This is a genomic window from Rossellomorea sp. y25, assembly GCF_038049935.1.
Classification (GTDB): Bacteria; Bacillota; Bacilli; order Bacillales; family Bacillaceae_B; genus Rossellomorea.
The window spans coordinates 873,893-886,085 of the sequence record NZ_CP145886.1; the positions used below are offsets into that span (position 1 = coordinate 873,893).

The 12,193-nt window shown below is 44.2% G+C and carries 13 protein-coding genes; 11 read left to right on the forward strand and 2 right to left on the reverse strand.

The features are described from left to right. The first annotated feature begins 9 nt into the window (after positions 1–9). Genes AAEM60_RS04300 through AAEM60_RS04325 form a run of 6 tightly spaced genes read left to right on the forward strand, consistent with a single transcriptional unit; the run spans position 10 to position 6,104 of the window. Positions 10–1,203, forward strand: a complete 1,194-nt coding sequence (locus AAEM60_RS04300; RefSeq protein ID WP_341357504.1) for an ester cyclase — start codon at positions 10–12, stop codon at positions 1,201–1,203. A 52-nt stretch (positions 1,204–1,255) separates the two neighbouring features. Further along, entirely contained in the window at positions 1,256–2,479 is a 1,224-nt protein-coding gene (locus AAEM60_RS04305) for an iron-containing alcohol dehydrogenase (protein WP_341357505.1), read from the forward strand. Next, positions 2,476–3,906 (forward strand): aldehyde dehydrogenase family protein, encoded by a 1,431-nt coding sequence (locus AAEM60_RS04310; protein ID WP_341357969.1) that lies wholly within the window; start codon positions 2,476–2,478, stop codon positions 3,904–3,906. The genes AAEM60_RS04305 and AAEM60_RS04310 overlap by 4 nt, the downstream gene beginning before the upstream one ends. A 46-nt stretch (positions 3,907–3,952) precedes the next feature. Beyond that, positions 3,953–4,576 (forward strand): cupin domain-containing protein, encoded by a 624-nt coding sequence (locus AAEM60_RS04315; protein ID WP_299742201.1) that lies wholly within the window; start codon positions 3,953–3,955, stop codon positions 4,574–4,576. Positions 4,577–4,579: 3 nt separating this feature from the next. After that, positions 4,580–5,281 carry an alpha/beta fold hydrolase gene (locus AAEM60_RS04320; protein WP_299742204.1) on the forward strand — a complete coding sequence of 234 codons (702 nt, stop codon included), beginning with the start codon at positions 4,580–4,582 and terminating at the stop codon, positions 5,279–5,281. Positions 5,282–5,309: 28 nt separating this feature from the next. Next, a complete protein-coding gene (locus AAEM60_RS04325; RefSeq protein ID WP_299742207.1) occupies positions 5,310–6,104 on the forward strand; it encodes an aldolase/citrate lyase family protein in 795 nt (264 codons plus the stop codon). 212 nt (positions 6,105–6,316) lie between these two features. Here the strand turns inward: AAEM60_RS04325 and AAEM60_RS04330 are convergent, their stop codons facing one another. Beyond that, the gene (locus AAEM60_RS04330; protein WP_299742210.1) at positions 6,317–7,135 is read right to left on the reverse strand and encodes an STAS domain-containing protein; all 819 of its coding nucleotides are present in this window, start codon (positions 7,133–7,135) and stop codon (positions 6,317–6,319) included. 483 nt (positions 7,136–7,618) lie between these two features. Between AAEM60_RS04330 and AAEM60_RS04335 the strand changes: the two genes are divergently transcribed. From AAEM60_RS04335 to AAEM60_RS04345, 3 genes are all read left to right on the forward strand, one after another. After that, on the forward strand, positions 7,619–8,290 hold the full coding sequence (locus tag AAEM60_RS04335) for a Type 1 glutamine amidotransferase-like domain-containing protein (RefSeq protein WP_299742213.1): 672 nt from the start codon (positions 7,619–7,621) through the stop codon (positions 8,288–8,290). A gap of 274 nt (positions 8,291–8,564) precedes the next feature. Beyond that, positions 8,565–9,431 (forward strand): GNAT family N-acetyltransferase, encoded by an 867-nt coding sequence (locus tag AAEM60_RS04340; RefSeq protein WP_341357506.1) that lies wholly within the window; start codon positions 8,565–8,567, stop codon positions 9,429–9,431. Positions 9,432–9,579: 148 nt separating this feature from the next. Continuing rightward, positions 9,580–9,960, forward strand: coding sequence for a YkvA family protein (locus tag AAEM60_RS04345; protein ID WP_341357507.1), 381 nt, complete (start codon positions 9,580–9,582; stop codon positions 9,958–9,960). A gap of 267 nt (positions 9,961–10,227) precedes the next feature. Here AAEM60_RS04345 and AAEM60_RS04350 read toward each other — a convergent pair whose 3' ends face one another. Further along, on the reverse strand, positions 10,228–10,377 hold the full coding sequence (locus AAEM60_RS04350) for a hypothetical protein (RefSeq protein ID WP_341357508.1): 150 nt from the start codon (positions 10,375–10,377) through the stop codon (positions 10,228–10,230). Between the two features lie 243 nt (positions 10,378–10,620). Between AAEM60_RS04350 and AAEM60_RS04355 the strand changes: the two genes are divergently transcribed. Next, the gene (locus tag AAEM60_RS04355) at positions 10,621–10,836 is read left to right on the forward strand and encodes a cyclase (protein WP_299742224.1); all 216 of its coding nucleotides are present in this window, start codon (positions 10,621–10,623) and stop codon (positions 10,834–10,836) included. A gap of 520 nt (positions 10,837–11,356) precedes the next feature. Further along, entirely contained in the window at positions 11,357–12,187 is an 831-nt protein-coding gene (locus AAEM60_RS04360) for a S8 family serine peptidase (protein ID WP_341357509.1), read from the forward strand. The last annotated feature ends 6 nt before the right edge of the window (positions 12,188–12,193 follow it).

Genomic DNA, 12,193 nt, shown 5'->3' on the forward strand with positions numbered 1-12,193 from the left:
GGAATCAAGATGCCGAAAGTGGATGAACGAAAAGAGGAAAAAGTAGAAATGGATCGTCCTCTTCATCAAGAACCTCAACATGACAACGTATTCTATGGCGACTCAACCGAAGTGAACCGTGTTGGCTATGCGGATTACAATGAATTTTCAAAGAATACAAAACGTAAACAAAGAATGAATGGATTCGACGAGGAGTATCTCGATTTTGTGGATTATATCATCAAGATCACCCATCGCATCTGGGAAGAGAAAGGGATCGGGATTATTTATCAAACCTATCATAATGATGTCACCATGCATACGGGAACAGCCCATATACAAGGTGTAAATGAGGTGGTGTCCGGGACCTTACAGGCTTTGCACGCCTTTCCGGATCGAAGGCTTGTTGGTGAAAATGTCATATGGTCAGGTAATGATGAGGAAGGATTTTTATCTTCTCACCGTATCGCATCGAGTGCTACCAACCTGGGGGATTCCTCATTCGGGCCTGCTACAGGTAAGAAAGTTTTCTTTCGGACCACGGTTGACTGCTTTGTCCATTCAAACCGGATCGTGGAAGAGTGGCTTGTACGAGACAACCTGTATCTAGTCAAGCAGTTAGGATTTGATCCCATCGAAGTGGCAAAGAAACTGGCACAGAATTCGGAGAACAAGACACCGGCACTGCAATCCCATTTCGGTTCAAGCGGTACAATGGAAGGGCAGCTGATGCCTGCCGTTTATTCTCCGAAGTCAGAAGGTTTTGAAATTGGTGATTTTATTTTAGCCATGTACAACAAAGTGTGGGAATGGAGATTATTCAATCATGTGAAGGACTTTTACGCCGATCATGCGGTGGTCCACTATATCTGCAATAAAGATTTGATAGGCACTAGCCAGATCCAGGGAATGCTCGTCAGTTTGTTTGCCTCTTTCCCAAGTGCTAAATGTATGGTCGAGAGAGTGACCTGTAACGAGGGAGCCCAAAAGGGTGAATGGGATGTTGCCGTAAGGTGGAGACTGCAAGGGATTCATGAGGGGATTGGGTATTTCGGTCAGCCAAGTGGAAAAACAGTAGAGGTATTGGGGATTTCTCACCTGAAAGTGAGGAATGAGAAAATTGTAGAAGAATGGATGACATTTGACGGCTTGGATGTACTGAGGCAGATCTATCTGGGTACAGAGTCTAATGCTGACGATGCCGAAGCCGAAACATACGAATAAATCATCTTTCATTACTTAGTTTTGAATGCGCATTCAAAAAGGAGGAAATACCATGTCAGTACAAACGTCTATTCAGAAAGATCCTTCAAGTATAAATCAGGATTTTCATATGCCTGGGAATATCCGTTTCGGAGTCGACACGTTTTATTCCTTACCGGATGAGATTAAGAAATTAGAGGTTAGCAGAATCGTCATTATTAGTGATAAAGGTCTTGAACGGGTTGGAGTCGTTGAACGTGTACTGGAATTAGTGGAATCGGCAGGAATCGAGAGTAACGTGTTTACAGACATTGAAGGAGAGCCGACCTTTACTCTGGTACAAAAATCAGTAGAGTTTGTGAAGAAATCAGGAAGTGAACTCGTGATCGGCATCGGAGGCGGAAGCGCTCTGGATGTTTCCAAAGCGACGGCAGCTCTGGTGGATAAAGATGACGTGAGCCCGTATTTAAGTGGAGCCAAAACCATTGATTCCAGACAGGTCAAGTGCATTCTGCTTCCGACGACTTCAGGAACCGGATCGGAAGTGACGATGAATGCCATATTCGGGGATGAAGAGGAGGAAGTAAAACGGGGGATTGTCAGCAGGCATCTTCTGCCGGACCTCGCCATCATCGATCCTGCTCTGACACGCTCATGCCCGCAACGGGTCACCGCTGCTTCAGGTGTGGATGCTTTCACACATGCACTTGAATCGTATGTTGCCGTGAGAGCTACACCCTTAACGAAGATCTATGCTGAAAAGGCCATGAAGTTATTTAGTTCGAACATCACGAAGGCAGTTCATAACGGGAAAGACATGGAAGGACGTATCGGAATGAGTTGGGTAAGCATGTTGGCAGGAGTTTCGTTAGCCAATGCAGGTGTGGGGGCCGTCCATGCCTTAGCTTACCCCCTCGGTGGAAAGTACCACATCGAGCATGGAGTTGCCAATGCTCTCCTTATGCCGTTTGTTTTCGAAGAGACAGGGAAAACGTGCATGCAGGAAATGGTAGAGGTTGCAAACTATCTTGAATTAGGAGATTACTCAAAAAAACCACACCAGGCGCTTAAGGCAGTAGTGGGATATCTATATGAATTACTGACGAATCTTGACCTCCCCACATCATTAGCGGAGCTTGGGATTATGGAGGAAGATTTGCCTCTACTTGCCGGGCAAGCCTCACAGATTGATCGCCTTTTGTCCAACACGCCGTACCAATTGACCGAAAAGAAGATCTTAGCCATTTATCAAAAGGCATTCACGGGATACGAGAAAGGACGTGATGAAGGTTGCTGAAAAATCAACTCAAAAAGAAACTCTACATTGATGGCAGGTGGCAGGAAGCAAAGAACTATTATGAGTTGAAATCCCCATTCAGCGGAGACGTCATTGCCAGCGTCCCTTTGGCAGATGAACGGGAAGTGGAAGACGCCTTAGAGAGTGCACAATCAGGTTCTGAGAAAATGAAGCAATTGACTTCCTTGGAACGGTCGGACATCCTTGAGCGGGTTTCGCGACTTTTTGAAGAGAGATTTGAGGAAGCAGCAGAAATCCTTGCCATGGAATGTGCGAAGCCGATAAAGGCAGCTCGTGCTGAAATCGCGCGAACGATTGAAACGTATAAGTTTGCAAGCGAAGAGGCGAAAAGGATTCACGGGGAGACCATTCCGATGGATGCTGCCAAAAGTGGGAAGGGACGATTTGCCTTTACGATCCGTGAGCCTTTAGGGGTCATCGCAGCGATCACGCCCTTTAACTTCCCATTCAACCTTGTGGCCCATAAGCTGGGTCCCGCCTTTGCTGCCGGGAATTCAGTGGTCCTGAAGCCGGCGAATCAGACGCCTTTAAGTGCACTCCTTACAGCGGAAATTTTTGAGCAGGCAGGTCTGCCGGAAGGGGCGTTAAACGTAGTCACGGGGAGAGGCAGTGTCATTGGAAATCAGCTCGTAAAAGATCCGAGAGTGAAAATGGTCACCTTTACGGGAAGTGTAGAGGTTGGGCTTGGCATTAAGGAAAAGGCAGGGTTGAAAAAAGTAACACTTGAACTGGGTTCCAACTCTGCTGTCGTTGTCGATGGGGCGGAGGATATGGATGCTGTCGTTGATCGATGTGTGGAGGGGGCGTATTCGTTTGCCGGTCAAGTATGCATTTCGGTGCAGAGAATATACGTGCAGGAAAAACTCTATGACTCTTTTGTTGATCAATTCATTGAAAGAACGAAACAGCTTGTGATCGGCGATCCAATGTCAGAAGGCACAGACTTATCGGCCATGATCAATCAAGGGGAGGCAGAAAGGATCGAAGAGTGGTTCAAGGAGGCAACAAAAGCAGGTGCGCACATCTTATATGGAGGAAAGCGGGAGGATGCCATCATACACCCAACTGTGATCACGGGGGGATCATCCACTTTATCCCTGAACTGCAAGGAAGCATTTGCTCCCATTGTCACGATCACACCATACGGTTCTTTGGATGAAGCGATCGGACTCGTGAACGATTCGGAATACGGATTGCAGGCGGGTATCTATACTACCTCTGTTCATAAAGCATTCGATGCCCTGCACCGACTTCAAGTCGGGGGAGTCATGATCAACGATATCCCTACTTTCAGAGTCGATCATATGCCATATGGTGGTGTAAAGAACAGCGGTACCGGCCGTGAAGGAATCAAATATTCCGTGGAAGAGATGACAGAACTGAAACTAGTGACATTTAAATTGTAAGAATAGTCAATAAATAAAATTTTGAATGATAGAAAGGGAGATTGCTATGCCGACAGAACAACCGAAAGTGAAACGATATGTATCCAATGAAAAGATGGAAGAAAACTGGATCGTCCGATTTGATGATCTAAAATCAAAAGCCATTCCTCTCATGTTTATTGATAGTATCATACCAGGTCATCAACGCCTGAATTACGCCCTGATCGGGGATACGGCCAGTGAAAATGATACCTATTCCCCTGAAATAACAGAACCACACGGGTTTCAAATCGGCATGGTGAAAGCACCTCCAGGGAATGGACCGGCTTACCATACTCATGACTACATCGAAGCGTTTCTTCCTCTTTCCGGAAAATGGCGTTTCTATTGGGGAAATAGTGAAGATGAGATCGAGGGTGAAACCATCATTGAAGAATGGGATTTAATTTCTCTGCCTCCAGGGTTATGGAGAGGCTTTGAAAATATCAGTGAGGATGATGCTTGGATCTTTGCCGTGCTTGAACAGCATGAAGTATTCAACGGGAAAGATCCATACTGGGCTCCACAGGTCGTCAGGAAAGCTGCGGAACATGGCTTCCATGCAGATCAATCAGGAAAAATGATCAAACCTGAGAATTTTTCAGCACTTGAGAAACAAATGGCGGAGAAGCTGAGGGCGGGAGAGAAATAGTAGATGAAGAAAGAAGCGTTAGTATTCTTACCGGGTACGCTTTGTGATGAGAGACTTTGGGAGCATCAGTTGGAACATCTGACTGATGTTTCCGATCCTTCCGTTTCAATGTTAACTGGAGCAGACACCATAGAGGGAATGGCTGAATCCGTCTTGAAGCATGCCCCTGAACGCTTTGCTCTAGCCGGGCTTTCACTTGGTGGGATTGTGGCAATGGAAGTCATCCGGCAAGCACCAGAAAGAGTGACCAGACTTGCCCTATTGAACTCGAATCCACATGGCCCCAAGCCAGAGCAGTTGGAAAGCTGGAAGAGCCTTATGTCAAAAGTGGAATCTGGGCAGTTCCAAAGCATAGTAGAGGAAAAGTTGTTACCGAATCTCATTCATCCCGGCAGGCAGGAAGATGACCAGTTGGTATCAACCATAAAGGATATGGCGGAGAGAGTAGGACCAGAAGGATATGTGCAGCAATTAATGGCCGTTTCTACGCGTTCTGACCTTCGGGAAGGCTTAAGGCAAATCAACGTTCCCACGCTCCTTTTAGTAGGAAGGGAGGATCAGGTTTGCCCCTTGTCCTTACATGAAGAAATGCAGGCAACTATTTCAGAGTCCCGGTTAGTTATCGTAGATGATTGTGGCCATTTAAGCAGTTTGGAGCGACCGGAAGAAGTGACGGCTGCTTTACGCAACTGGCTGATTGAGTGAAAGGGTGTAAAGTAGGGAGGTAATTTCATTGATCAATCGTGTAAAGGATAAACTCAGAAGCGGGGAAAGAGTACTTGGAAGTTTCATTGGATTCTATTCTCCCAACTTCATTGAAATGATCGGGTATGCCGGATTTGATTTCGTGGTTATAGATGATGAGCATGGGGCATTCAGTTCTTCTGAATTAGAAAACATGATCCGGACAGCCGAATCAGTGGATCTAGTACCCATTGTCCGAGTCTCATATGATCCGTCCAGTATCCAGAAGGCTTTGGATAGAGGGGCCAAAGGGGTACAAGTACCGATGGTCAATTCAAAGGAAGATGCCATAAAGGCTGTGAAAAGGGCGAAGTTCCCCCCTTTAGGAACCAGGGGTGTCGCTTATTCACACAGGGCGGCGCGCTATGGAAATCAAGGAGGGAAGGCATTCTTAGATAGCTCCGATGAAAACATCTTGGTCATTCCACATATAGAAACCCTTGAAGCGGTGGAGAATATTGGGGAGATCATGGGGGTCGAAGGTATCGATGTTCTTTTCATCGGTACAACCGACCTATCGGTTGATATGGGATTTAAAGAAGAAGGTGCCAACCATCCTGAAGTTCAAGGAGTCATACGAAACTTGTATCAAACAGCATCAGAAAATAACGTTGCGATTGGAACGGTTGCGGCTGATAGTACAGGAGCGCAGCAAGCTTTTGAAAAAGGGGCAAATTATGTAGGGGTTGTAGCGAATTCAGTGATTCTTAAGGCGCTTCAGATAGTGGTAGAAGATACTAAAAGAGTTGGAAATGAAATGACCAATAGAGGTATTAGAAAGTAAAAAAAGAAATCTTCACCAAACTCGTAAAATAGATGGGGAAGAATGATGCTTTAGTGACCTTAATATGTTGGGAAAAAGGGAGGGTTCTCGTGCTTACGAATAAGGAAGCATGAGAACCCTCCCTGTGGTTTTTTTCTGCGCATGTCTCCCAACCAGTGGGGCAGGCAGGGACCGAATCTCGTCCTTCGATCCAAGGCACCTTTCTCCCCGACTTACAGAAATTTCTTCAAAGCCATATGAAGACTGGATGTCACAGTGATGTCCGAAGAATTGATTCCGAGATGGGTCATGGTCTGGGCGATCTCGGGTCTTATTCCGGATAGGATGGTTTCGATTCCGATGAGGGATAAGGCATCCATTACCTTGAAGATGCGGTCTGCTACCATCGTATCAATGATCGGAACGCCGGACAGGTCAACCACCAGGTATTCTAAGGATAATTCGCTCCCTCTTGAGAGTGCTTTATCCATCAGTTCTTGGGCTCTTTCGGTGTCGATGTCACCGATCAAAGGGAGTATGCCGACTTGATTGGTTATTTTAATCACCGGGATGGATAATTCTAATGCTACAGCTTCTGCAGCGTTGATCCGTGTATAAAATCTTCTTGTATACGACATGCTCAGCCAATGTACGGCCTTGTCCACCACTGCGTCAAAATCTGAAATCAGGTTATAGAATTCATCGAATGTCAAGTTGAAAGCGGAAGCTTCCTCTTTTATGATTTGTCCGATTAAATTTCGGTAATCTCTTACTTCGTCCAGAGCAATCTCCAATGGAAGGTTGAAATTCACGAGTGTATCGACTGCCTCTGATCCCCACTCCTGTAATTGCTCGAAGGCCGTATCCAAGTCACTTTCGATCGATTTTGCATAAATGTCAATGATATTCTCACGCCAACTATGAAGCTTCGATTCTATGTTGCTGTATTGGCTTGATCTCAAATTGTCCTTTTGAACGATAAGCTCTTGCTTTTGACTCAATACTTTGTCACAGATAGCTTTCGTGTATGTTCGTTTACCTTGATCGATCATGTACTCATCGTCTCTCCTTTTGCTGTAGTTTCCAATTATATTTTAACATATTCAAGAGTGAGAGTTGGAGCATGAACGATTGAGCAGAGCCAGGGGACAATTCTAATGGCTTAGAACCTAGTCGATAAAAAGTGAAGGAATTAGGGTGTTTGTGAGGGAGAAGCAAAGGGGATCGTGAAGTAAAGTGGCGGTTTTGCCACTTTTCTGAGTTCATAAAGGAAGCGCGAGAACCGTCTCTGGGCTTCTCGTTGAATCTAGGGATATGTCTAAAAGAGAGCTGTAGATCATCAAACCATTCTAATTAAAACCAGAACGTTGGTCTAAGAAGGATTAACGGCCATTTTTGTTGAATTTTTTATTGAATCAACCGTTAATGGAAGAAGAAATATCGACTAAGGGGTTAATAAGTAGTTAGTAACACCAAAGAGTTGCAGTCTTAGAGATATGAAAAGTGTTACCACACAATGATAAGGAGTTGAAGATATGAAGTTTCTGCTCACATCTGCAGGCGTCAATAACAAACGTATTCACGAAGCGTTGGTTGACATGCTGGACAAGCCGATCGCCGAATCCACAGCCCTGTGCATCCCCACCGCGATGTACGGACACCCCTGGGTCGGCCCAGGCGTCAAAGCATGGGAGTTCATCAGTGGCAATTCCGGGAATCCAATGGTCGAGCTGGGCTGGAAATCCGTCGGAGTGCTGGAGCTCACAGCGCTGCCAAGTATCGACGAAGACCGGTGGGTGCCGCTGGTCCGGGAGACGGACGTCCTGCTGGTCTCAGGCGGGGACGCCCTCTACCTGAACCATTGGATGCGGCAATCGGGGCTTGCGGACCTTCTGCCGTCCCTGCAAGCAGTCTATGTGGGAATGAGTGCCGGGAGCATGGTGATGGCACCGAACATTGGTGATTCCTTCGTTGGCTGGACTCCCCCCGGCGGTGGCGATGATGCTCTCGGATTGGTCGATTTTTCAATCTTTCCCCACCTGGATCACGAAATGCTGCCGCATAACACCATGGCTGCCGCAGAGAAATGGGCTGCTGAAATGCAGGGTCAGGCATATGCGATTGATGACCAAACGGCCATCAAGGTGATGGGCGGAGCGGTCGAAGTGATCTCTGAAGGGAATTGGAAATTGTTTTCGAAGGGATGAGGGGAGAGTGGGAACTGTCTCCACTCTAATCTAGACTGACAAATAATATACAATTAGCAGGTATGCACGTAAAAGAGTTGGACCTGCTATTTTTTATATTGGCAGGGCAATCCTCGAAGCAATCTAGATGAAATGTACCAAGTAGCCTCGATTTCGCCATATCAATAGATTAATTATGATAGTATTGAAAATAATGGATATTCCATTTGCGGAAGGGTAGGCGGGGAGAAACAAGGCATACTCTCACTATGGAATCGACTAAGGAGAAAATGTAATGAATACAAGTAAGATGTCAAAGGTAAATTTAGTCCAGTTTGACAAGAAAGATATCCCGGGTTTAATTGAACTGTCTGAATCAGTGGGGTGGGACTATGATGAACACGAGATTGGTACAGTTATGTCATCTGGTAAAGTATTCGGCCATAAGAATACCGAAGGGGAAATTGTTTCAAGTGCCGCCATCATCCCCTATGAAGCCAATTTTGCCTCCATTGGTATGGTAATAGTCAACAAAGAGTATAGAGGGATGGGATTAGGAAAAGAAGCGACACAACAATGTATGAATTCCATTTCAAGTGACATTGCGATCATGCTGATTTCGACTGAAGACGGGAAGCCTCTCTATGAAAAAATGGGGTTTAAAATCGTTGACCGAGTGCACAAGTACATATGCGACACCTATTCAAATTCTAATCTACCCAATCGAACAGTTACCATCGAACATTATAAAGAGAGCGACTTACATAAAATAATTGAGTTAGATGAAGATGCTTTTGGAGATAAGAGAAGCAACTTTCTTAAACATAGAATCAATCAATCCGAGGAATGTGTAGTAGTGAAAGATTACATAGGGAACACTATAGGTTTTGGATTATCTATATTAGGACCTATTAATCTGATAATAGGTCCTATTGTGGCACCGGATGCTCAAGTAGCATCAATGATTCTAGATAAGCTGACTATTGGGCATCAAGGCAAATTAAGGATCGATATACCATCAGGTAATGAAGTATTTATTGAAGCCGTTGAGAAATGCGGGTTTGTATGCGTGAGTAATCCATCAATTATGATATTTAACTCAACTGAGATGCCCCAGAGAAATGGTGAATTATTTGGAATTGCTGCTCAGGTGTTTGGTTAAAAGACTTAGATATTTATAGTTTTCTCATTTGAATGTCGGCGGTTTCTTTATTTAGTTAAAGGGCAGGAATATTGAAGAAAGCATGTTATATTAGAAGCAAAGATAAAGCATTAGAATTCTTTATAGAGGGAGTTAGAGAGAAAATTTCATGGGGGAAATAAAGGCTTGGGCGAAAAGATTAAAACAACAAATCTTTGTACTATACTTATCTTATAAAGATGAAAGAGTACCTTGGTATGCTAAATTATTTACTGCTTGTGTAGTGGCTTATGCGTTTAGTCCGATTGATTTGATACCTGATTTCATACCGATACTTGGTTATTTAGATGATGTTATTATCGTTCCAATAGGTATAATGTTTGCATTAAAGATGATACCTAAAGAAGTAATATCAGAATGTGAAGGTAAAGCAAAAGACATGATGAAAAATGGTAAACCGAAAAATTGGGTAGTAGGCTCACTCATCATTTTGTTATGGAGTATCATTATGTTGTGGGTTATTTTAATGACTTATCAGATATTCAGCTAAAGGGAGCTTTAACGGAACAAGAAGATGACATAGACATAAAAAACCAGAGCCAAATAGGTCTGGTTTTTTTGCTGTTAAATAAGTGTTATTAGCACTGCTATTTCTGCTGCTAATTCGGGTGTGAGTAAGGTTTTCTCTCCTTAAGCGGAACCTCTTAGCTAAAGACAAACACAAATTTTTTAAAAAAGCCGTCTACTTTAAAGTGAGCCTATCACGGTCCCTATGGCTCTTGGAAAGCTAGAAGAACACCTATAAAAGGCATGTAAACTAATCATTTTCATTGATCTTACCATCGTTCCCCTTGTCACTGCCCGTAGCATTATTGATTACTTGAGAAACCAAGTTTAACCCCTGATCCATCGTATTCATTGCATCTGCTTTTTGGCCGATATCTTTTGATTTTTCTTGTTTTTTCATTATGGTCGCCTCCAATAGCTGGGATTAGTCGTAAATCAATTCACCTATATTCATTATGTTCACCGTACGATTAGGATATTCATGAATCGAGTAGGCCTATTTAACGTAAGAACAGAATCAGAATTCAAATGATCTAGAATCCGAGTCTTCGGCAACAGGGGGCGCTCAACGAAAAAAGTGTCACTCTCTTTTGGTTGAATTCTTATAATGAATGAGATCTAACCATATGTAAGGAGGATTCAAATGGAGAAAAGAGTTCAGTTTGACTTTGAAATAGATTTTACAAATGGCGGAGGGATACAAGGGCAGGAATTCCGCCTTGATATTGATGGAGATGACATCTCTGATCAAGAGCTGGCTGAATATATTGTGGAGGATATGAGGTTATTGATGGTTGGCGAAGTGAGAATATTGAACAAAAAAATCATTCATGAAAAGCATAAACGAAGGTCTGTTTAAGAGAAGAATGGGGGCGGTTCTGGTGCTTTCAGACTGAATGATCGATATATACCCCGGCTACCATAATAAAGAAAATTCGACACGGAGGATCGATTTTGTCCCGATTTGGATCAATTCCACAGCAGAAGGGATTCCCTATAAGGAATTTCACTCCAATTCCGGTCCTCTTTATCACTCAAGGAACGAATCTAGCTAAACGAATGTCCTTTTCCGTTGAAAATGATAAAAAGAGGACCGATGGACTTCTATTCAAACATCAATCCGGATGATCGATGGGAGCCCTCCCCGGTTCACTTTGATTTGACCTTGAAAATTACGCCTTTTCCCGATTGGGATCAGGCGTTTTTTTGTACGTTGGAAAACTTAAGGTTGCGTTAAGCTTCCGTTAAGTTTCTTGTAAATGTTTCCCACTATAATACATAGAGAAGAATTCTTCATATTAATTAGAGTCGATCGATTGATACGGCAGATTCAACATGATTTATCTGCCTTGACCAATAGAAAGGTAACGTCAAACTAAATGAAACATAAAGAGACTTATCGTGTAATAGGTATCATCGCAATGTTGTTCGGGATCGCGCTGTTGTACTTGATGAATGAGAAGCAGCCGATCAAGGTCGCTGTACTGGACAGCGGAATAAATAAAGACCATCCGGCATTGAAAGGAAAGATCCATCAATCATATAATGCCATCCAGCCGGATCAGCCGATTGAAGATCATTATGGTCACGGGACGCCCATTGCTGGCATCATAGCGGCTGAGGATACGGGAGGCGAAATGAGCGGACTCGCTCAACGGGTGTCTATATATGATGTGAAGGTTTTAGATAAGAAAGGCAACGGGAAGGTATCCGATTTGGTGAGAGGCATCCACTGGTGCATCGAAGAGAAAGTAGACATCATCAATATCAGTTCCGGTTTTCAAGTGGATGACCCTTCTCTTAAGAAAGCCGTTGATAAGGCGCTTTCTTCCGGGATTATCATCATAGCGGCAGCAGGGAATACACTGGGGCAGGAGGCTGACTATCCGGCACGGTATGAGGGGGTATGGTCCATCACATCCGTAAACCCCAACCTCGTCCGATCTACATTGGCGGCAAGGGGAAAAGTGGATTTTGCCGCAACTGGGACAGAGGTTCTTTCAATTAATAAGGAAGGGGACTTCGAACCTTTCAGCGGTACCTCCTTCGCCGCAGCCCAAATATCTGGATATACTGCCCGCATACTGGAGCGTGAATCCCGTATGAAGGGAACCAAGGACATTTACAAAATGCTGCAAACAGAAGCGATCGATTTAGGCGAAGCAGGACCTGACCAAGACTATGGACATGGTTTGGTTAGAATAAAATAAAGAGGT

Bases quoted from the DNA above. Each gene is read 5' to 3' on its own strand.
- AAEM60_RS04300 (WP_341357504.1), top strand. From the start codon at position 10: ATGCCGAAAGTGGATGAACGAAAAGAGGAAAAAGTAGAAATGGATCGT.
- AAEM60_RS04315 (WP_299742201.1), top strand. From the start codon at position 3,953: ATGCCGACAGAACAACCGAAAGTGAAACGATATGTATCCAATGAAAAG.
- AAEM60_RS04330 (WP_299742210.1), bottom strand. From the start codon at position 7,135: ATGATCGATCAAGGTAAACGAACATACACGAAAGCTATCTGTGACAAA.
- AAEM60_RS04350 (WP_341357508.1), bottom strand. From the start codon at position 10,377: ATGAAAAAACAAGAAAAATCAAAAGATATCGGCCAAAAAGCAGATGCA.
- AAEM60_RS04335 (WP_299742213.1), top strand. From the start codon at position 7,619: ATGAAGTTTCTGCTCACATCTGCAGGCGTCAATAACAAACGTATTCAC.
- AAEM60_RS04355 (WP_299742224.1), top strand. From the start codon at position 10,621: ATGGAGAAAAGAGTTCAGTTTGACTTTGAAATAGATTTTACAAATGGC.
- AAEM60_RS04320 (WP_299742204.1), top strand. From the start codon at position 4,580: ATGAAGAAAGAAGCGTTAGTATTCTTACCGGGTACGCTTTGTGATGAG.
- AAEM60_RS04340 (WP_341357506.1), top strand. From the start codon at position 8,565: ATGAATACAAGTAAGATGTCAAAGGTAAATTTAGTCCAGTTTGACAAG.
- AAEM60_RS04360 (WP_341357509.1), top strand. From the start codon at position 11,357: ATGAAACATAAAGAGACTTATCGTGTAATAGGTATCATCGCAATGTTG.
- AAEM60_RS04305 (WP_341357505.1), top strand. From the start codon at position 1,256: ATGTCAGTACAAACGTCTATTCAGAAAGATCCTTCAAGTATAAATCAG.
- AAEM60_RS04345 (WP_341357507.1), top strand. From the start codon at position 9,580: ATGGGGGAAATAAAGGCTTGGGCGAAAAGATTAAAACAACAAATCTTT.